23 protein-coding genes and 1 riboswitch are annotated in these 19424 nt (G+C 66.8%); of the genes, 10 read left to right on the forward strand and 13 right to left on the reverse strand.

Going from position 1 to position 19424, the window contains the following annotated elements; genetic code table 11:
• Positions 1-2 precede the first annotated feature (2 nt).
• Entirely contained in the window at positions 3-263 is a 261-nt protein-coding gene (locus tag ACTDXD_RS03605; RefSeq protein WP_169686955.1) for a monovalent cation/H+ antiporter complex subunit F, read from the forward strand.
• The gene (gene mnhG, locus ACTDXD_RS03610; RefSeq protein ID WP_440125828.1) at positions 260-595 is read left to right on the forward strand and encodes a monovalent cation/H(+) antiporter subunit G; all 336 of its coding nucleotides are present in this window, start codon (positions 260-262) and stop codon (positions 593-595) included. Before ACTDXD_RS03605 ends, mnhG begins: the two co-directional genes overlap by 4 nt.
• Positions 596-622: 27 nt before the next feature.
• Here mnhG and ACTDXD_RS03615 read toward each other — a convergent pair whose 3' ends face one another.
• The 4 genes from ACTDXD_RS03615 to ACTDXD_RS03630 form a co-directional block, all read right to left on the reverse strand.
• Positions 623-1744 (reverse strand): glutamate--cysteine ligase, encoded by a 1122-nt coding sequence (locus ACTDXD_RS03615; protein ID WP_440125829.1) that lies wholly within the window; start codon positions 1742-1744, stop codon positions 623-625.
• Between the two features lie 78 nt (positions 1745-1822).
• The gene (locus tag ACTDXD_RS03620; protein ID WP_440125830.1) at positions 1823-2473 is read right to left on the reverse strand and encodes a superoxide dismutase family protein; all 651 of its coding nucleotides are present in this window, start codon (positions 2471-2473) and stop codon (positions 1823-1825) included.
• 97 nt (positions 2474-2570) lie between these two features.
• Complete coding sequence (locus ACTDXD_RS03625; RefSeq protein ID WP_440125831.1) at positions 2571-3212, reverse strand: LytR C-terminal domain-containing protein; 642 nt, start codon at positions 3210-3212, stop codon at positions 2571-2573.
• Between the two features lie 43 nt (positions 3213-3255).
• Complete coding sequence (locus ACTDXD_RS03630; RefSeq protein ID WP_440125832.1) at positions 3256-3621, reverse strand: DUF3263 domain-containing protein; 366 nt, start codon at positions 3619-3621, stop codon at positions 3256-3258.
• 134 nt (positions 3622-3755) lie between these two features.
• Here ACTDXD_RS03630 and ACTDXD_RS03635 point away from each other — a divergent pair, with 134 nt between their 5' ends.
• The 3 genes from ACTDXD_RS03635 to ACTDXD_RS03645 are packed head-to-tail and all read left to right on the forward strand — an operon-like array spanning position 3756 to position 6157.
• A complete protein-coding gene (locus ACTDXD_RS03635; protein WP_440125833.1) occupies positions 3756-4355 on the forward strand; it encodes a peptide deformylase in 600 nt (199 codons plus the stop codon).
• On the forward strand, positions 4345-5334 hold the full coding sequence (locus tag ACTDXD_RS03640) for an N-acetylglutamate synthase, CG3035 family (protein ID WP_440125834.1): 990 nt from the start codon (positions 4345-4347) through the stop codon (positions 5332-5334). Before ACTDXD_RS03635 ends, ACTDXD_RS03640 begins: the two co-directional genes overlap by 11 nt.
• 19 nt (positions 5335-5353) lie before the next feature.
• Positions 5354-6157 (forward strand): exodeoxyribonuclease III, encoded by an 804-nt coding sequence (locus ACTDXD_RS03645; protein ID WP_440125835.1) that lies wholly within the window; start codon positions 5354-5356, stop codon positions 6155-6157.
• Positions 6158-6172: 15 nt separating this feature from the next.
• On the opposite strand, the gene ACTDXD_RS03650 is transcribed toward ACTDXD_RS03645, so the two are convergent.
• Entirely contained in the window at positions 6173-6517 is a 345-nt protein-coding gene (locus tag ACTDXD_RS03650) for a GNAT family N-acetyltransferase (RefSeq protein WP_440125836.1), read from the reverse strand.
• Between the two features lie 136 nt (positions 6518-6653).
• On the opposite strand from ACTDXD_RS03650, the gene thiD reads away from it, so the two are divergent.
• On the forward strand, positions 6654-7502 hold the full coding sequence (thiD, locus tag ACTDXD_RS03655) for a bifunctional hydroxymethylpyrimidine kinase/phosphomethylpyrimidine kinase (RefSeq protein WP_440125837.1): 849 nt from the start codon (positions 6654-6656) through the stop codon (positions 7500-7502).
• Positions 7503-7541: 39 nt separating this feature from the next.
• Here thiD and ACTDXD_RS03660 read toward each other — a convergent pair whose 3' ends face one another.
• The 6 genes from ACTDXD_RS03660 to thiO all read right to left on the reverse strand — a co-directional run bounded on the left by ACTDXD_RS03660 (position 7542) and on the right by thiO (position 12869).
• Entirely contained in the window at positions 7542-9008 is a 1467-nt protein-coding gene (locus ACTDXD_RS03660; protein WP_440125838.1) for a M28 family metallopeptidase, read from the reverse strand.
• A gap of 27 nt (positions 9009-9035) precedes the next feature.
• Positions 9036-9815 carry an ABC transporter permease gene (locus ACTDXD_RS03665; RefSeq protein ID WP_440125839.1) on the reverse strand — a complete coding sequence of 260 codons (780 nt, stop codon included), beginning with the start codon at positions 9813-9815 and terminating at the stop codon, positions 9036-9038.
• Positions 9815-10744, reverse strand: a complete 930-nt coding sequence (locus tag ACTDXD_RS03670; protein WP_440125840.1) for an ABC transporter ATP-binding protein — start codon at positions 10742-10744, stop codon at positions 9815-9817. Before ACTDXD_RS03670 ends, ACTDXD_RS03665 begins: the two co-directional genes overlap by 1 nt.
• A gap of 58 nt (positions 10745-10802) precedes the next feature.
• Positions 10803-11600 (reverse strand): thiazole synthase, encoded by a 798-nt coding sequence (locus ACTDXD_RS03675; protein ID WP_440125841.1) that lies wholly within the window; start codon positions 11598-11600, stop codon positions 10803-10805.
• The gene (gene thiS, locus ACTDXD_RS03680) at positions 11593-11808 is read right to left on the reverse strand and encodes a sulfur carrier protein ThiS (RefSeq protein WP_440125842.1); all 216 of its coding nucleotides are present in this window, start codon (positions 11806-11808) and stop codon (positions 11593-11595) included. The genes ACTDXD_RS03675 and thiS overlap by 8 nt, the downstream gene beginning before the upstream one ends.
• Positions 11805-12869: a glycine oxidase ThiO gene (gene thiO / locus ACTDXD_RS03685; protein WP_440125843.1), complete on the reverse strand. Its 1065-nt coding sequence runs from the start codon at positions 12867-12869 to the stop codon at positions 11805-11807. The genes thiS and thiO overlap by 4 nt, the downstream gene beginning before the upstream one ends.
• Positions 12865-12979, reverse strand: a riboswitch (TPP riboswitch). Its footprint overlaps the gene before it by 5 nt.
• Before the next feature lie 26 nt (positions 12980-13005).
• On the opposite strand from thiO, the gene thiE reads away from it, so the two are divergent.
• The gene (gene thiE, locus ACTDXD_RS03690) at positions 13006-13707 is read left to right on the forward strand and encodes a thiamine phosphate synthase (protein WP_169686969.1); all 702 of its coding nucleotides are present in this window, start codon (positions 13006-13008) and stop codon (positions 13705-13707) included.
• 4 nt (positions 13708-13711) lie between these two features.
• On the opposite strand, the gene ACTDXD_RS03695 is transcribed toward thiE, so the two are convergent.
• Both ACTDXD_RS03695 and ACTDXD_RS03700 read right to left on the reverse strand, forming a co-directional pair.
• Entirely contained in the window at positions 13712-14596 is an 885-nt protein-coding gene (locus ACTDXD_RS03695; RefSeq protein WP_440125844.1) for an NUDIX hydrolase, read from the reverse strand.
• Positions 14586-14708 (reverse strand): hypothetical protein, encoded by a 123-nt coding sequence (locus ACTDXD_RS03700; protein WP_440125845.1) that lies wholly within the window; start codon positions 14706-14708, stop codon positions 14586-14588. The genes ACTDXD_RS03695 and ACTDXD_RS03700 overlap by 11 nt, the downstream gene beginning before the upstream one ends.
• A 72-nt stretch (positions 14709-14780) precedes the next feature.
• Between ACTDXD_RS03700 and ACTDXD_RS03705 the strand changes: the two genes are divergently transcribed.
• Genes ACTDXD_RS03705 through ACTDXD_RS03715 form a run of 3 tightly spaced genes read left to right on the forward strand, consistent with a single transcriptional unit; the run spans position 14781 to position 19406 of the window.
• Positions 14781-16121 (forward strand): hypothetical protein, encoded by a 1341-nt coding sequence (locus tag ACTDXD_RS03705; protein ID WP_440125846.1) that lies wholly within the window; start codon positions 14781-14783, stop codon positions 16119-16121.
• Positions 16118-17092, forward strand: coding sequence for a glutamate ABC transporter substrate-binding protein (locus ACTDXD_RS03710; RefSeq protein WP_440125847.1), 975 nt, complete (start codon positions 16118-16120; stop codon positions 17090-17092). Before ACTDXD_RS03705 ends, ACTDXD_RS03710 begins: the two co-directional genes overlap by 4 nt.
• A gap of 7 nt (positions 17093-17099) precedes the next feature.
• Positions 17100-19406 carry a tetratricopeptide repeat protein gene (locus tag ACTDXD_RS03715; protein WP_440125848.1) on the forward strand — a complete coding sequence of 769 codons (2307 nt, stop codon included), beginning with the start codon at positions 17100-17102 and terminating at the stop codon, positions 19404-19406.
• Positions 19407-19424 lie beyond the last annotated feature (18 nt).

The raw sequence follows: 19424 nt of genomic DNA on the forward strand, positions 1-19424 counted from the left end.
TGATGACCGTGATGCTCGTGATATCGGGCGTTCTGCTGTTCGCGTCGGCCCTCCTGATCGGATATCGGGTACTGGCAGGACCCAATTCGCTCGATCGCCTCGTCGGAGTCGACGCCCTGCTGGCCATCGCGATGTGTGGTCTGGCGGCGTGGATGGTGTACACCCGCGACACCACGATTGCGCCGGCCGTCGTCGCGCTGGCTCTGGTCGGGTTCATCGGGTCCGTCTCCGTCGCACGATTCCGGGTGCGTGACGAAGAATGAGTCACTTCTTCGACGTCGTCGGACATGTCTTCATCCTCATCGGTGCGATCATCTCGTTGACCGCGGCGATCGGAGTCGTCCGCTTCCGCGACACCCTCTCGCGCATGCATCCTGCAACGAAACCTCAGGTCATCGGCCTGCTGTTCGTGCTCGGCGGGGCGATGCTCAACCTGTGGGGCTCGTTCGACGTATGGATGCTCGCATTGGCGGGCATGTTCATGGTGCTCACCGCACCCGTGATCGCGCATCGTGTGGGCCGCATCGCGTACCGGGAGCAGCTCGGTCGCGACGGACTCCTCGACGACGATGACTTCCCCCCGTACCGCGCCTAGACCTACTGCGCGACGAGCTGGAAGTACTCAGCCGCGTAGTTCTTCGACCAACGAATCGACGACCGCGAGCAGGCTTCCCTCATGCCCCTCCGCGACACGTCGCTGACGCTGGTACGACGCACCCCGAACGGGGATCTCGGCGACCGCAGCGAGTTCGTCGGAGCACCCGAGCCGCACCGCCGTCGGCGTGAGTTGCTCGAGTAGATCGTGCAGATCGTCGGTGACGAGGCGCTCATGGCACGCGGGGTCGAGGATCACCTCGGCGTCGAGACCATAGCGGGCCGCTCGCCACTTGTTTTCCTTGACGTGCCACGGCTGGAGCGTCGGTAGTTCTTCGCCGCGATCGAGGCATTCGTCGTAGTACACGACCAGACAGTGGACGAGCGCGACAAGCGCTGAAAGTTCGGCCGCGTTGGTGATGCCGTCGAAAACCCGGACTTCCAGCGTGCCCCACTTGGGTGCGGGTCGGATGTCCCAGTGCATCCCACCGGGTTTACTGATGACACCCGATCTGAGCTGATCTTCGATGAACCGGGTGTACTGCTCCCAGTCTGCGAAATGGTACGGCAGCCCCGCGGTGGGCAACTGCTGGAACATCAGTGCCCGGTTGCTCGCGTACCCGGTGTCGAGCCCCGCCCAGATCGGCGATGATGCCGACAGCGCCAGCATGTGGGGATATTTGACCAGCATGGCGTTGAGGATCGGAATGACCTTGTGCGAGGACGACACTCCGACGTGCACGTGCACACCCCAGATGAGCATCTGTCGGCCCCACCAACGGGTGCGCTCGATCATCTCGTCGTATTCGGGCGATTGGGTGACGACCTGGTCGGTCCATTGCGCGAACGGGTGGGTGCCCGCGCACATCAGGTCGACGCCGAGCGGATCGGCGGCGCGCCGCAGCAGATCCAACGATTCCTTCAGATCGTCGACAGCCTCACCGACCGTGTCGTGCACGTCGGTGACCAGTTCGACGGTGTTGCGCAGAAACTCCTTGGTCAGCCGCGGCGTGTCGCCCGGAAGCTCACCGACGGCATCGAAGACGACCGCTGCAGTATTGGACAACTCACGGGTGGTCTTGTCGACCAGCGCGATCTCCCATTCCACACCGAGTGTCGGGCGCGGAGAACCCGGAAATTCGACAACCACCACTCGATCCAACCACAGGGCCCACTCGACCGAGTGCCGGTCGGGTGGGCCCTGTGAGAGGAATTACGGCTGATGCACTCAGGCCACGACACCGCAGGCGAGACGGTCGCCGGCGTTGTCCTGATGCACGACCACCGAGGTGCCCCGCTCGCCCTGGAGATCTTCGAGAGTGAACTCGGCGGTGGTGACCGTCGCGGTCGCGGAGCCGTCTTCGTGGACGACGACGGAAAGCAGATCGCCGCTCTCCGGAATCGCGGTGTGGCCCGGAACCTGGAGGTGGCCACCGGCCGACAGGAAGGCACCCGGTTCGCCACCGGCGGGAGGCGCGGACTCGGGCTCGCACACACCGAATTCGTGGATGTGGACGCCGTGGTATCCGGGCTCGAGACCGTCGACCTCGATGGTGACCTCGACGTTGCCGTCGTGCTCGGCAAAGCTGACGGTGCCCGCGGAGTCGCCGGCGACGTTCTGCAGGTCGGCGGTGAGCGATGCACCCGAGCCGCCGGACGCACTGGCCCCTGCCTCGCCACCCTGCGAATCGGTGCCGTGCGCATCGCTGCCGTGCGATTCGCCTTCCGGCGCGGCCGACCCCGTCCACACCGGCGGCGTCGTGCCCGGCACGGTGGTGGCTTCCTCGTTGTTCGAGCATGCACTCAGGCCCACCGCGGCAATCGCGACGATCGGGGCCAGGGCACGCCAGGTCATGCGACGAGTGGAACTGGGGGCCATCAAACCGCTCCTTCGAAGTACCGAAAAGTCATCTGATCATAGCCGGGCCCGATTCTGCGCCCTGTCGTGATGGTCCTGTCGTCCGTCTCGACCGGTTTCACGGCTCCGCGACGATGACGATCACGCCCGGCGCAGAATCCATGATTCCCTCGAAACGCGGCTGCGCGGTGACGCCGAGGGCGGCTGCCACGGACTCAGCGGTTTCCTGCTCACCGGAGCCGGTGCCGTAGTACACGGAGGTCTGCGCCAGAAGTCCTTCGCTGTAGTTTCCGGTCTCGGCGATCGTGAAGCCTTCGTCCTCGAGCAGGGTTGCGGTCTGCGCAGCGAGCCCGGCGATGTTGCTGTTGTTGTAGACGCGGACGCTCGCCGACGACGCAGACGCACCCGAGAGCGAACCCGACGATGCAGTGCCCGGCGATGCAGTGCCCGATGCTCCTGTACCTGTTGCCCCTGCACCGGGGGCCGACCCCGGCGAGGTTGCCGAAACCGCGGGCGCCGATGCGGCGCCCGCAGCGCCGGGCGCAGAAACGGGAGGCCGGGTGGTCGCCGGCGCCGGCGCAACCGCGGAGGTGGTTTCGGTGGTGGCCGCAGCTGTCGACGCTGCGTCCTCGTCCGAACCGCCGAGTGATGCGAATCCGAGCCCGGCGAAGAGGATCGCCAGGGAGATCAGCAGCATCGCAATGGCTCGTAGCGGTAACCCGGAGGATCCCCGGTTCGCGTTCTCTGCGGTTCTGCTCACGTCTTCGACCATAGTTGCCCGATCGGCCGACACGTGTCGCGCGCTAGCGTGTCGTCTCGAATCCGAGGCGTCGAGCAGCGCGCGCCTTCTGCCTACTGGACCGCAATCGACGAAGGCGTTTGACGAGCATCGGGTCTGCGGCGAGGGCTTCCTGACGGTCGATCAGAGCGTTGAGCACCTGGTAGTAGCGGGTTGCGGACAACCCGAACAACTCCTTGATCGCCTCTTCTTTGGCACCGGCGTACTTCCACCACTGCCGCTCGAACGCCAGGACGTCGTGCTCCCGACGGCTCAGGCCGTGCTCGCCGATATCGTGCGGGCTCCCGCTGTCGATCGGGCTGCTCTCGGCGACCTGACGCGCATCGTCCGCTTCGGATGGGTCCGTACCGTGCGCTGCTGCGCCGTCCATCTCACTCCTCGACTGCTCGAATCACACCGCAACGACAATTACACCTGTGTGTTTCCGCGAGTCATTCAATCATGGGGGTGCGACACATACCGGCCGGACGAAGGGACGACTCGCGCGCATTATCCTGGTTCACCATGGCCATCCTTCCCATCGTCATCACCGGCGACCCCGTTCTGCACAACCCCACCGAGCCGGTGACCGAAACACCCGCGGAACTCGCGCAACTGGTCGCCGACATGTACGAGACGATGGACGCCGCGAACGGCGTCGGGCTCGCCGCGAACCAGGTCGGGCTCGCCAAGCGCCTGTTCGTCTACGACTGCCCGGATCGCGACGCATCCGGCAATGTGGTCCGCCGCCGCGGCGCAGTGATCAACCCGGTGCTCGAGACCTCCGAGATCCCGGAGACCATGCCCGACCCGGAAGACGACCTCGAGGGTTGCCTCTCGGTCCCGGGGGAGAACTTCCCCACCGGGCGTGCCGACTGGGCGAAGGTCACCGGTACCGACGAGAACGGTGAGCCCGTCGAAATCGAGGGCCACGGATTCTTCGCCCGGATGCTGCAGCACGAGGTCGGTCACCTCGACGGCTTCCTGTACGTCGACGTCCTGATCGGACGCAACGCGCGCGCCGCCAAGAAGACGATCAAGCGCGCGGGCTGGGGTGTACCCGGCCTCACGTGGCTGCCGGGGAGCGTCGACGACCCGTTCGGGCACGACGACGATGACGACTGACAACCCGGCGACGACCGACAACCCGGCAGGGGCGGCGATCCCGCTCGGCACGCGCGTCGTCGTCCGGTATCGCCTGCCCGCGGGGTACAGCCATCCGATGACCGACGTCATCGGTGATCTGGTGTCGCTCGAACCGGTGGTGGTCGTGCGTACCGCCGAGAAGAAGCTCGTCCAGGTCTCTCCGAGCACTGTAGTGGCGCTCAAGGCGCTGTCTGCCCGCCCGATCCGCATCGCCGAGATCCGCTCGCTCGAACACGCCACGGCCGCGGGGTGGCCCGGTCTCGAGCAGGCCTGGGTCGATGGCTGGTTCCTGCGCGCCGGTGGCGGGTTCACCGGACGGGCCAATTCCGCGACACCTCTCGGACCACGCGGCACCGTGGGGGACCCCAACGATCCCGACGTGCGGGCACGGCTGCGTGAATGGTTCGCCGAGCGTGGGCTGCCTCTGCGGTTGCTGCTCCCCGACCGACTCGCCCCGGCTCCCCGAGGTTGGGTGCCCATCGGCAACCCGGTCCAGGTGATGGCAGCAGACCTCGACAATGTTCCGCTCCCCCCGGGTCTCGGCCCGGTGGTCGTCTCTCCGGCTCCCGACGGTGACTGGCTCTCGCTCTACCGTGGCGGCGACCTTCCGGATGTCGCAGGCGTGGTTCTCGGCGCGGTCGTTGCGGGCACGCTCGGTTTCGGCCGCATCGGTCCACCCGGAGCCCGGCCGGTCGCGATCGGGCGAGCCGCGATCACCGACGCTCCCGACGGCCGCCGTTGGATCGGCCTGAGCGCGATCGAGGTCGCCCCCGAGCATCGCAGGCGAGGCGTGGGCACCTTGCTGAGCGGATCACTGCTGGGGTGGGGCCGCGAACTCGGCGCCACCCACGCCTACGTCCAGATCGAGGGGGACAACACGGCCTCCCGGGAGCTGTATTCAGGGTTGGGTTTCGTCGATCACCACCGCTACGGGTACGTGACGGAGCCCGTCGGCTAGGTCGCCTACAGTGGTGGCCGTGCGCCTCGCTACCTGGAATGTGAACTCGGTCCGTGCCCGTACCGATCGGATCGTCGATTGGCTGCAGCGAACCGACACCGACGTGCTCGCGATGCAGGAAACGAAGTGCAAGGACGAGCAGTTCCCGTACGCCAGGTTCGAAGAGCTGGGCTACAGGGTGGCGCATGTCGGCCTGAACCAATGGAACGGTGTCGCGATCCTCTCGCGCGTCGGACTCGACGACGTCCAGATCGGTTTCGAGGATCAGCCCGGCTTCTCGAAGGATCCGGACCTCTCCCCCGCGCGTGAGGCGCGCGCGATCGGTGCCACCTGCGGCGGTGTCCGAGTATGGAGCCTGTACGTGCCCAACGGCCGCGAGCTTGCCGACCCCCACTACACCTACAAGCTCGATTGGCTCGCGAAGCTGCGCGCCGACGCGCAGGGCTGGCTCTCTGCCGCCCCCGATCTACCGGTCGCGCTGGTCGGCGACTGGAACGTCGCACCCACCGACGAGGACGTGTGGGATCCGGCATTCTTCGAGGGCAAGACCCATACTTCGCAACCCGAGCGCGACGCATTCTCGGCGTTCGCCGAGACCGGGTTCGTCGATGTGGTGCGCCCGCACGCGCCCGGGCCCGGTGTGTACACATACTGGGACTACACGCAGCTGCGCTTTCCGAAGAAGCAAGGCATGCGCATCGACTTCGTGCTCGGGTCACCGGCCCTCGCGGCGAAGGTCACGTCCGCGTCGATCGACCGCGACGAGCGCAAAGGCAAGGGCGCAAGCGATCACGCACCGGTGATCGTCGACCTCTCCGAGTGAGCCGGAGCTCTTGCGTCAAGCCCTCCTCGCCGATGCGATCGGCACGATCACGTCGCGATAGCCCGGATTCGACGTGAGATACCGCTGCACGTACGTACACACCGGCCGGACTCTCCAGCCCCGCCTCCGTGCAATGTCGAGCGAACCGCCGACGAGAAGGCCGGCAAGGCCCCGGTGCCCGAAGTCCTCGACGATCACGGTGTGCAGGAAATCGACCACGGGACGCCCCCGCCCGGGGATGCCCGCCGGATGCTCGGAATCGAAATACCCGAGAATGCCCACGAGGTCACCATTGAGACGCAACTCGAATCGGTTCTGATCGGCATTGTCGGACACCTCCGCCGTCGACAAGTTGATCATGAACGCCTCCCCGACTTCTTCCGTAGTGTGACGCACGCCACTATAGAGCACACGCGCGCGCCTCCGGGATGGCACTCCCACCGACGAAGTGCTGACACCGGCAGCTGCCCGAACGACGACCGGTAGGGTCACCTCCGTGCAGCTGCTTCCCCTGGCCGAACAAGGCCATACCCCGATTCGTGTGCTCACCATCGCCGGCACGGACTCCGGCGGAGGCGCAGGTATCCAGGCCGACTCCCGCACGATGGCGATGTGCGGTGTCCACGCGTGCGTCGCGGTGGCCGCGGTAACCGTGCAGAACTCGGTCGGGGTGAGCGGCTTCCACGAGATCCCCCCGGAGACGGTGGCAGCCCAAGTGCGATGCGTCGTCGATGACATCGGGGTGTCCGCGGCCAAGACAGGCATGCTCGCGTCGACGGAGATCATCGAAGCCGTCGCTGCGGTGTGCTCGGAAGTCGGCATCGGCCGCGACACCGACGTCCCACTCGTCGTGGACCCCGTGTGTGCGTCGATGCACGGCGATCCCCTCCTCCACGCGAGCGCACTCGAGGCCGTCCGCTCGGCGCTGATCCCGCTGGCGACCGTCGTGACCCCCAACCTCGACGAGATCAGGCTCATCACCGGCATCGAGGTGGTCGACGACCGCACTGCGAGACAGGCCGCGGAAGCGCTGCACACACTCGGCGCACAGTGGTCGATCGTCAAGGGTGGCCATCTCCGCACTTCGGAGTCGAGCACCGATCTGCTGTTCGACGGCGACCGTTTTCTCGAGTTCCCGAGCCCGCGCCTCGCCACGGGCAACGACCACGGTGGCGGCGACACACTGGCTGCGGCGATCGCATCAGCGCTCGCCCACGGCCGGTCGGTGCCGGATGCGGTGGCGTTCGCGAAGGAATGGGTGACGAAGTGCCTCGAGTGGTCGTACGACCTCGGCCACGGCCACGGCCCGGTCAACCCGCTGTGGCGACTTCACGGGCAGCCCTGACGGACTGAGGTCTCGCGGGTCCGGCTACTGCGTGAATGCCTACTCCGTGAATCCCGCGCGTGCCTCGGTGCGCGCAGGCCCGCCCGGGACTCCGTCCGGGCCGTCGAGCGAGTCCGCGTAGACCGCGGTGCTGTAGGCGACGGACGCCGCTGCGACTGCGAAGGCGTCGCGGTCGATGTTGTCCACTGTGTCCTCAGGCCGGTGGTAGTTCGGGTCGTACTCCTGCTCTGCGGTGCCGCCCCACTTGTCGGCCTCTTCGGGGGACTTCACTTCATCGGCGCCGGTGAATGTGCCACCGGCGGGGATGCCGACTGCCATGAACGGGCCATAGTCGGAGCGACCGTCGAAATCGGTGCCGTCGGCATCGATCCCGCGCTCGGCGAAGAAGCCCGAGATGGTGCGCTCGATACCGGCCGATCCCTCGGGCCCCGGTCCGGCACCTTGCGCGTCGGAATCGTCGCCGTCCAAGAGAAGATAGCCGGGGTTCGGCGAGCCGATCATGTCGAAATTCAGGTAGAGGGCGATCGCCTCGTGCTCTTCGGGAGACAAGGACTCGACATACTCGGTCGACCCGACGAGCCCTATCTCCTCGGCGCCCCAGAACGCGAACCGCACAGCGTTGGTGACGCCGGGGTCGCTACCGATCTGCAGTGCGGTCTCGAGGACGGCCGCGACACCGCTGCCGTTGTCGTTTATCCCCGGTCCTTCGGGCACGCTGTCGAGATGTGCACCGACGACCACGACATCGTCGGTCGAGCCCGTTTCGGTCTGCGCAATGACGTTGCGGGAACGCTGCGTCTCGGTCTTCGTGTCGAGGACGAGATCCGCCGACGGTGACGCCGCAACCCGCTCGCCGTCTGCCAGGCCGATTCCGCCGACGGGAATCCGTCGCGGCGCGGTCTCGTCGAGCGTCGCCCCGGCGAGGGGACCGTCCTCGGTGTTCACGACGAGCAGTGCCGCAGCACCCGCATCTGCAGCGACCGTCTCTTTCGTCGAGAAGGTGCATACGCCGCGGTCGACCACCACGATCGCTCCCGCCACGTCGAGACCGTCGTAGTCGGTGGCCTCGCATCCCGGGGTGTCGTCGGTGGGTACCCGCACAACGGGCGCGGTCAGCCCTTCGGGTCCGGTCGTGGGCGAGTGGCCCAGCGCCCGCACATCGAGGGGCCGGCCGCCGACCTCGAGGGTCTGGTCTTCGACCTCGAAGGTGGTGGCGTCGAATTCGGGTGTCTGCACGTCGAATCCGGCGTCGCGCAACGCGCCTGCCACGTAGTCGACGCTCGCGTCGTAACCGGCGGTGCCGAGCGCGCGGTTACCCCCGTGCTCGGTCGCTATGCGCTCGAATTCGGTGAGGTGGCCCATCAGGGCATCGATCGGCACGCTGTCGGCGAGAGCGGCCGGATCGACGGGCGAGGAGTCCGTGCGAGCGTCGTCCGCGCAGCCCGCGATCACCACGGCCGCCACCGTCAATATTGCGATGCGGCGGCCGACCACCGTGTCGATCATTGCCCGAGCATACTGACCCGGCACAGTTCAGGCGTCGCGTTTACCGACCACCGCGAGCGACACACCGAACACGACTGCCGTGAACAATGCGAAGTACAGCAGCGAACCCCACGGCCCCCAATGGAAGTCGACCCCCTGCTCCATACCGAGGAAGTGGTTGATGTTGGCGAACGGCAGGAACGGCTGAATTTCACGACCGACCCGGCCGAACAACGAGAACAACGATTCGATGAGCAAGGGCCACAACAGTAGGAGCGCGATCGTGCCCGCCGACTGCCGCAGCAATGTCCCCACACCCACCGCGAGGAACACCGCCAGGAACGCGTAGAACGCAATGCCGTAGATCGCGCGCCACGTGTCGCCCTCGAGCACGAGGTCGCGGCCTGCCTCCGAACCCGCGAGCGCTTTCGCGACGTACACGGCGATCAGGCCCACCACGCCGGTGACGACAGCTCCGATCACACCGATGAGAACCGATTTCACGGTCAGCACGAGAGAACGGTTGGGATTGGCGATGAAGGTCGTCCTGATGACGCCGAAGCGGTACTCGCTCGTGACCGACAGTGCCGCGAGGATCATCAGCACCATGATGCCGAAGCCCGTGACACCGGTAGCGGCGACATCGGGGGTCAGATAGAACCGGGCGGCCTCGTCGTCGATCGACATGGAACTGCGGGCAACCGCGCCCATCATCGCGGCGAAACCGATGCCAAGGGCGACGATCACCGCCAGGCACCAGAACGGAGACTGCACCGACGTCAATTTGATGCGTTCCGCACGCAAGGTGTCCAATGCTGGTGATGCCATTACAGGCTGCCCTTCATCACGTCGTCGAAACCGGTGCCGTGGAACTCCACGTCGCCTCCGGTCAGTTTCATGAACGCATCCTCGAGGGATGCATGGCGGCCCGCCAGCTCGTGCAGGACGATCGAGCGTGCCGCGGCGAGCTCACCGATCTCTGCGGCACCGGCACCCGAGACGTGCAACGCACCGTCCTCGTCGATCACCGTGTGCCCGCGTTCGGTGAGCGCGCTGCGCAGCTCATCGAGTTGGGGGCTGCGAACCACCACGAGGGATTCCGACGCCCGATCGACGAACTCCTCGACCGACATGTCGGCGATGAGCTTGCCGCGTCCGATCACAATGAGGTGATCGGCGGTCTGGGCCATCTCCGACAGCAGGTGACTCGACACGAGCACCGTGCGGCCCTCCGCAGCAAGGGCTTGCATGAACCGGCGGATCCACACGATGCCCTCGGGATCGAGACCGTTGACGGGTTCGTCGAACAGCAACACCTTCGGGTCGCCGAGCAGCGCACCTGCCAGGCCGAGGCGCTGCGACATGCCGAGCGAGAAGCCGCCGGCGCGTTTGCCTGCGACCTCCGTCAGCCCGACCTGACGCAGTACCTCGTCGACGCGGGAATCCGGCAATCCGTTGGAGGCGGCAAGCCACCTCAGGTGTGCGCGAGCTGAGCGGTTCGGATGCACCCATTTGGCGTCGAGCAGCGCACCGACGGTCTGCAGCGGACGTTTCAGGTCCCGATACTGCTTGCCCTCGATGAGCGCGGTGCCCGATGTCGGACGGTCCAACCCCAGGATCATGCGCATCGTCGTCGATTTGCCTGCCCCATTGGGGCCGAGGAATCCGGTGACGATCCCCGGGGGGACAGTGAACGTCACGTCGTCGACAGCAGTGGTTGAACCGAAGGTCTTGGTCAGTCCGGTCACTTCGATCATGGACCATAGACTGCCGGAAAATGGGTCCGAGCGCAGCATCACGCCCGCGACCAGGGCCTCAGGGATCCAGGGGCGACGATGCCTGGGCCCAGAATCGCTTGGGAATGCGTCCGGCATGCCGAGCACGGAAGCCGGCTTCGACCGCGTGACGCATCGCTGATGCCATCAACGCCGGGTCCTTCGCTCGGGTGACCGCCGTGGCGAGGAGCACCGCGTCGCAGCCCAGTTCCATGGCGAGGGCAGCATCCGAGGCAGTACCGATACCGGCGTCGAGAATGACGGGTACCCCAGCGGATTCCACGATCATCTCGATGTGGTGTGGATTGGCGATACCCAGCCCCGTCCCGATCGGCGATCCGAGCGGCATCACCGCGACACACCCGACATCCTCCAGGCGACGCGCGAGCACCGGATCATCGGTGGTGTACGGCAGGACATTGAACCCGTCGTCCACGAGCTGCTCTGCAGCAGAGACCAATTCGATCGCGTCGGGCAACAGGGTTCGTTCGTCGGCGATGACTTCGAGCTTGACCCAATCGGTTTCGAGCGCTTCCCGGCCCAGTTGCGCGGTGAGGACCGCCTCCTTCGCTCCGCGGCACCCCGCGGTGTTCGGCAGCGGCGCGATCCCGAGCCGAACCAGCAGGTCCAGCACGCCCGTTCCCGACGTCGCGTCGACCCGACGCATCGCCACAGTGGTCAATTCGGTACCCGAGGCAACGAGCGCGTCCTCGAGCACTGCAAGGTTCGCAGCACCTCCCGTGCCGGTGATCAACCGGGACGAGAACGATCGCCCGGCGATGGTCAGCGGGGGGAGATCCTGCCCCGGGTCCACCCGCGCGAGTGCGTGTTCAGCCACCCTGCACCGCCGTGAGGATCTCGATCTGCGCACCCTTGCCGATTTTCTCGCTCCAGCGTCCCCGGGGGAACAACACCCCGTCGACGGCGACCGCGATGCCCTTCTCGGGCAGTCCCATCTCGGCCAGCAGGTCCGTCATGGTCGGTTCGTCTGCAAAATATTTCTCCTCACCGTTGACGGTGATACCGACCGAAATCTGATTCGTCATCGCACGCTCTCCTTCGCGAATCGTTGGGGATCTGCATGTGCCACCTCGGCGAGCGGGTCGTCGGCGAGCTCGGCGAGCACCGAGTCGACCGTGATCGCGGTGAGCAGAATTCCGTTGCGGCCGTGCCCGGTAGCAGCAATCACCCGATCCGACAATCTGCCGATCAGCGGCAGATTGTCAGGACTCATCGGGCGCAGCCCCGCGCTCGCCTCGTGCAGTTCGTACTCACCGATCGCGGGAAACAGCATTTCGGCGTCGGCGATCAGGTCGCGCACTCCCGCGACCGTGACCTCGGTGTCGTCCGCTTCGTACTGGGTCGCTCCCACGACGATCCCGTCGGCGCGTGGCACCAGATACGCGGGGCGTCCGTGCACACTGCCGCGCACGGTGTGCTGCGGCGGCGGGGTTGCTCCGGGGCGTACGCGCAGCCGCAGGATCTCACCTTTGACCGGCCGGACCGGAAGGTCCGGCCACAGTCGCGCCGATGCGTACCCCGCGGCGAGCACGACGCGGTCGTCGGACAGTTCGTCGAGGTCGCCGACGGAAGCCTGGACGAACTGCACACCCGCGGCGACGGCAGCGCGATGCAGCGCTTCGACGAGCCTTCTGTTGTCGACGGACAGTTCGGTGGGGGCCAGCAGGCCGAGCCTGATCCGCGGACCCAGCGACGGTTCGAGATCACGGATCTCGGCCCGGGTGAGGATGCGCATCTCGTGGCCCTGCTCCGCCACCCAGGTTGCGATCGTGCGCAGGTCGGCGGCGTCCGCGGCGTCCAGAGCAACGGTCAGCGATGCACCCGCGGTGAAGACGTCGATGCCGGTCTCGCATTCGAGGTCGTGCGCGAGTGCGGGCCAGCGCTGCAGCGAGGCCGCCCCGAGATCGAGGACGTGCTCTTCCCCGGGCCACCCTTCCGACAACGGTGCGAGCATTCCGCCCGCAACCCAGGATGCGCCGGTGCCCGGGGCACGATCGTGGACGGTGACCGTCCATCCCGCGCGGGCTGCACGCCACGCGACGGCCAGACCGATCACGCCACCACCGATGACCGCTACTGTCGACACGACATCCACCTCACTCCCTGCGCCGGCATGATCCGGTTCAGGTCATAACGGTCGGGGCCGGCAGGCCCCCTCTCAGCCCCGCGTTCCTCGGGACTCCCGTGTTGTCACTTTCGAGGTAGAGGCTACCGTCTTGTCCGTGACGACCTACCCGACCACCTACCGCGGCAGCCATCCCGACCCCCGTGGACGCCTCGCGACCGCGCGGTTGTACCTGTGCACCGATGCCCGTCGCGACACCCGCGATCTCGCCCGGTTCATCGAGGAAGCCCTGGTCGGCGGCGTCGATATCGTGCAGTTGCGCGACAAGGACTCCGCAGGTGAGAAGAAGTTCGGCCGCCTGGAGGCCGGTGAGGAACTCGCCGCGCTCGAGGTGATCGCCGATGCGTGTGCACGCCACGGGGCACTGTTCGCGGTCAACGACCGCGCCGACATTGCGCTCGCCGCAGGCGCCGACATTCTGCACCTCGGACAGGGCGACCTGCCGGTGAAGCAGGCGCGGAGGATCCTCGGCGACGACATCGTCATCGGCCGGTCCACGGCCAGCCGCGCGCAGGCCGTGCTCGCCGACGGCGAGGACGGAGTGGACTATTTCGCGTCCGGTCCGGTGTGGGACACCCCGACCAAGCCGGGGCGCACAGCAGCCGGACTCGACGTCCTCCGGGAGGTACACGCTTCGCATCCGCAGCGACCGTGGTTCGCGATCGGCGGTGTGGATCTCGAACGTCTCCCGCAGGTGCTCGACGCGGGCGCCCAGCGCATCGCGGTGGTGCGCGCGATCACGAAGGCCGACGACCCGCGCGCTGCCGCGGCAGCGCTGAAGGCTGCGCTGCCTGTCTGACGTCCTACAGCCAGCCGAGTACTGCCGACGGGGACAGCGTCATCGTGCCGTGGGGCAGACGCGCACGCAGTCCCCGATCGGCGGTCACCACCACTGTCACGGCCGGATCGAGCGCGGTCGCCGTAGCGGGAACAGCCGAAGTATCGGGAGCAACTGCTGCGGCAAGCCGCGCGAGTTCGTCGTCGCCACTGCCGTCCGCGGTGTGCACGCGGGTGCGGTCGTTGTCGACGATCGCGCTACGCGCACGGCCTTCGAGCACCGCCTCGACCCGCGACACCCACCCGAATGTTCTGTCGGGAAGTTCGACGGTGCGTGGGAGGGCCGCCGCGATGCCGGTGAGCAGGGCACCTGTCGCACCGGGACGGTCTCGCCACCATCCGGACGGCCCACCGGCTCCGAGAACGTTCGCGGTGTCGAGCAGCATCCTCACCGGGCGGGTGCGCAGAGCAGACCAGGCTTCGGCGAATCCCGCGTGCAACGGCAACGATTCGACCTCGTCCTCGCCCACCCACCGCAACTCGGTGCTCTCCCCGTTCATGGTGGTGTCGAGCGGTGCGGGCGCATCGGCCACCACGGTCGTGTAGGACCAGGAGCCGGGCCTTCCCGAGGTGACCCGTTCGGCACGTACCGCGACCGACGTACTGTCGATTCCCGCCTCCTCCTGCGCCTCGCGTACCGCGGCGTCGACTGTGGATTCGTGACTGTCGCGGGCGCCACCCGGCAACGCCCATGTACCGCCCTGGTGGCTCCACGCCGCGCGGAGCTGGAGCAACACCGCAGGGGTCCCGTCACTCCGCGGGGCGCGCAGCAGCAATCCCGCTGCACCGTGCACGCCCCATCGACGTCCTCCGTCCGGCCCTACTGCCCAGCCGTCCCCATCACCGCGCATCGAATCCGCCCTCCTCGCCCTCGGCCGTCGCGAGGGCACGACGTCCCCATTGGGGGTCGGTACCGGCGCTTTCGAACTCCGGATGAACTCCGACGATGTGGACGCCTGCCAATACGTCCCATTCAACTTATATGCTCGCCACAATCGGGTTTCTCGAGGAAGGGGTTGTGCCGTGAACGTGCGCATGACCCCTCCGATCGATTCCGTCGGCGGGTCGGGAGGCTCGGCCGAGGATCACGACGGGCGGCGTGACCGCAGCGACGGAGTACGTGAGTTGTTCCGGTCGACACCGGCCAAGCTGATTTCGCTCGGGTTGATACTCGCAGTACTGCTGGTGATCTCCGGTGTGGCATCCGCGCAGGTCGCGAGTAGCCGGAAGGCCACCCATGATCGCCTTCTGGCAACCACCGAGCCGCTCGCGAACGCCGCCCAGAACCTGTACAGCGCGCTGTCCATCGCCGATGCGGCTGCCGTCACCGGATTCATCTCGGGCGGGATCGAGCCTGCCCCGGTGCGCGACCGCTATGTCGAGGCGATTGCGGAAGCGTCCGGGCAGCTCGTAGTCGCCGCAGCGGGGCTCGCAGAGCAGGACGAGCTCGGCGCAGTGAACGTTGCCGCGGTCGCGCGCATGCTCCCTATGTACACGGGGCTGATCGAGACCGCCCGTGCCAACAATCGCGCAGGCAACCCGGTCGGCGCCGCGTACCTGGCCGAGGCATCGAACATGATGCAGACGTCGATGCTGCCGGTGGCCCAGGAGCTGCACACGCAAGGCGTGATCGCAGTGAACTCGACGCAGCGCGCCGCAGTGGCCCCTCCGTGGGGTGCGATCGGGCTGCTTCTGGTCACCCTGGCGGCGTTGTGTGCAGCACATATCCTCGTGAGCCGAAAGACCCGACGCACCCTCAACCCGGGTCTGATCTTCGCGATCGGTGCAACCGGGGCGTTGCTGTGCTGGCTCCTCATCGCCGGCCTGGTGTCCTCGAGCGCAACCGAACGCGCCATCGAGCAGGGCGCGGAGCCGCTTGCAGATCTCACGGCGAGCCGCATCCTCGCGCAGCAGTCCCGCACCGCCGAGACACTTCTCCTCGCGCGGCGGGACGCGAGTGGGGCATATATCGGGGTCTACGACGAGACGATCACCCGTCTCGGGGATCGGCTCGACGGTTACACCAAGGGTGGCACCGTGGAGATCGGCACCGACGCCGCGTCCCGGGCGGAAGCAGCCAGACAGGCGTGGATCAGGTCGCACTCGCGAACCGTGGCGGCGCTCGAACGCGGCGATTTCACCGCTGCTGCGGTGCTCGCCACCGGCCCCGGGCCCGATGAGGCAACCGCGCAATTCGCCCGTCTCGATGCGGCGCTGAGCGAAGGCATCGAGGACACCCGTCACGAACTCCGCGACAACGAGTTCCGTGCGTCGCGCACGTTGTCGGGTCTCGCTCCCGTGGCGATCGCCCTGATGGTGCTGTCGCTGACCGCTGTCATCATCGGACTGTGGCCACGACTTCGGGAGTACCAGTGACAGCGCGGCGCCCTGCGGGTGTGTGGATCGCGGCCCTGTGTGCGGTCGCGGCGGTTGCGGCAGGGTGTTCAACCGAGGTCCCGCCCCGCGAGTCGACCACCGAGACCTCCACCGTCTCGCTTCCGATGCCCGAGGACGCCGCCTTCGCGCCCTCCCCGTCTGCGGTGCCCACGGCGCCGCAGTGCGGCGATCCCACTGCGAGTCTGCGTCCCACCGGCAACGAGACCGGGCCTGCCCTCGACGCCATCCGCGCCCGCGGCAGGCTGATCGTCGGACTCGACACGGGCAGCAATCTCATGAGCTACCGCGACCCCGCAACCGGCCGCATCACCGGATTCGACGTCGAGATCGCCCGGGAGATCGCCCGCGACATTCTCGGCGATCCGGAGGCAGTGGATTTCCGAATCCTGAACTCTTCGGAACGCGAGCAGGCCCTGCAGGATTCAACCGTCGACATCGTCGCGAAGACCATGAGCATCACCTGCGCACGACGCGAGCGCGTGGATTTCTCCACGGTCTATTTCCTCGCGCAGCAGCGAGTGCTCGTCGTCAAGGATTCCGATGTCCGAAGCGCCGCAGATCTCGCGGGCCGACGGGTGTGCATCGCTGCGGGCACGACGTCGCTCACGCGCATGCAGCAACTGCAACCGGCAGCGTCGATACTGACCGTGCCCTCGTGGGCCGATTGTCTCGTCGTCCTGCAACAGCGACAGGTCGACGCTGTGTCCACCGACGACACGATCCTTGCCGGACTCGCCTCCCAGGACCCGTATCTCGAACTGGTCGGACCGTCGTTGGGATCCGAACCGTACGGCATCGGGATCGCCAAGGGCAACGACGATCTGGTGAGAGCGGTCAATGGCACCCTCGCGCGGATCCGCGCCGACGGCACGTGGACCGAGTTGTACAACCGGTATCTCGCGGTTCTCGGCCAGGCGCCTGCCCCACCGGCCCCGACGTACGTCGATTGAGGATGTCATGACACGCGACGAATCAGCCGATCCACCCGACTCCGGGCCTGCGACCGAGCGTTCAGCTCCCGCCACCGAGCGTTCAGCTCCCGCAACACAGCGTTCGGCGCCCGCAACGCAGCGTTCGGCGCTTCCCGATTCGGCTCCGCACAGCAGCACCCCGTCGGGGCGGTCCTCGACTCGACGCTCCCGCACGCGCGGACATCTGCACCGACGGGTCGCCGATCTGGTCGACGTGCCGGTGCCCTCGCCGATCGATCCCGCGTCCGCAGTTCTACGCGATCCTCATGTGGCCGAGGGGAAACGGTTCTGCTGGAAGTGCGCCAACCCGGTGGGACGCAGCAGCCCGAAGGGCCCCGGGCCGACGTCCGGGAACTGCCCGAAGTGCGGCTCGCGGTTCGAGTTCACACCTGCCCTGCAGCCCGGAGAGCTCGTCGCCGGACAGTACGAGGTACAGGGTTGTATCGCCCACGGCGGCCTCGGGTGGATCTTCCTCGCGATCGATCGAAACGTCAGTGACCGGTGGGTCGTTCTCAAGGGACTTCTGCACACCGGCGACGCGGAAGCTCAGGCGGTGGCAGTCGCCGAGAAGCAGTTCCTCGCCGAGGTGAGCCATCCGAGCATCGTGCGGATCTACAACTTCGTGGAACACCCCCGGCCCGACGGCACCCCGATGGGGTACATCGTCATGGAATATGTGGGCGGACATTCGCTCCGCGAGGTGCTGCGCACGTGCCCCGACCAGCGGATGCCCGTCGAGCAGGCCATCGGGTATCTCTTGGAGACCCTTCCCGCACTCGGGTACCTGCACGAGATCGGGCTCGTCTACAACGATCTCAAGCCCGAGAACATCATGGTCACCGACGAGCAGCTCAAACTCATCGATCTCGGTGCGGTCGCCGGTATCGAGGACTACGGGTACCTGTACGGCACCCCCGGCTACCAGGCACCCGAGATCGCACGGACAGGACCTACGGTCGCCAGCGATATCTACACGGTCGGACGGACTCTGGCGGTGCTCACTCTCGACATGCCCTCCGACAAGGGGCGATACCTCGACGGTTTGCCTACGCCCACCGAACAACCGATTCTTGCCGAGCACGATTCGTTCCACCGGTTGTTGCTGCGCGCCACCAACACTGATCCGAACCGGCGATTTGCGTCGGCCGATGAACTGGCCGGCCAGTTGACGGGGGTATTGCGCGAGATCCTTTCGCAGAAGAGCGGCACCGAACATCCCGGTCTGTCGCGTATGTTCAGCCCTCCACGCACCACGTTCGGGACCGACGAGGCGGTCGCAGAAACCGATGTGTATGTCGACGGAATGGAACGTGATTCCGCCATCGAGGCACGTAATGTCGCTGCAGCGCTGCCTGTTCCGTTGCTGGATCCGAACGATCCGAGCGCGGCGTTGCTCGCTGCCGCAGTGCACAGTGAACCGCAGCAGACCCTGGACTCGCTGCGGCATGCTCGCGAGAGCGGCATCGAACGCGTCGTCGGCAGTGCGGATGTGGCGTTCTCCCGCGAGCTGACCCTCGCCGAGACGCGCGCCTATCTCGATCTCGGAGAAGCCCAGCATGCTGTGGAGCTCCTCCAGCGTCTGGAGAGCGACATCGGCTCCGATTGGCGCATCGACTGGTATGCGGGACTCGCCTCGATGCTCATGGAGGAATTCGAGGTTGCGTTCGGGCGATTCGAGAAGGTGCTCGAAGCGTTGCCGGGAGAGCTCGCCCCGAAGCTCGCGCTCGCCGCGACCGCCGAGTTGATCCTGCAGCATTGGGAGAGCGACGACCCGTCCGCGTGGCGCCAGTTCTGTGAGGAGTCCTATCGCACGGTGTGGCGTACCGACCACAACATCGTCAGTGCCGCGTTCGGTCTGGCACGTCAGCTCACCGCGCGCGTGAGTCTCTCCGCGGCTGTGGAGATTCTCGATCAGGTGCCCGCCACGTCGCGCCATCACAGCGCCGCGACGATGACGAGCACGCTGATCCTGTTGCGCGAGGGCGATATCGATTCGATCACCGAATCCGATCTCCGCGAGGCCGCGCGACGGGTGTCCGCGCTACCACCGGACGAGGGGCGAGCTCTTCAGATGGAGGCGCTCGTTCTCAGTACTGCGCTCGACTGGGTGCGTGCAGGGAACCACTCCCGGCACGAGCACAGCAGGTTCCTGGATGTACCGTTCACAGAACGAGGGCTGCGACGGGGAACCGAGGGAGCGTTGCGTCAGCTCGCAAGACAAGCCCCGGCGCGCATGCATCGCTATACTCTCGTCGACCTCGCCAATGCCATCCGTCCCCGAAGCCTGTTGTAACGACGTCCGCGCACGGGG

The sequence above is a fragment of the Rhodococcus sp. SJ-3 genome (assembly GCF_051918125.1).
Lineage (GTDB): Bacteria > Actinomycetota > Actinomycetes > Mycobacteriales > Mycobacteriaceae > Rhodococcus.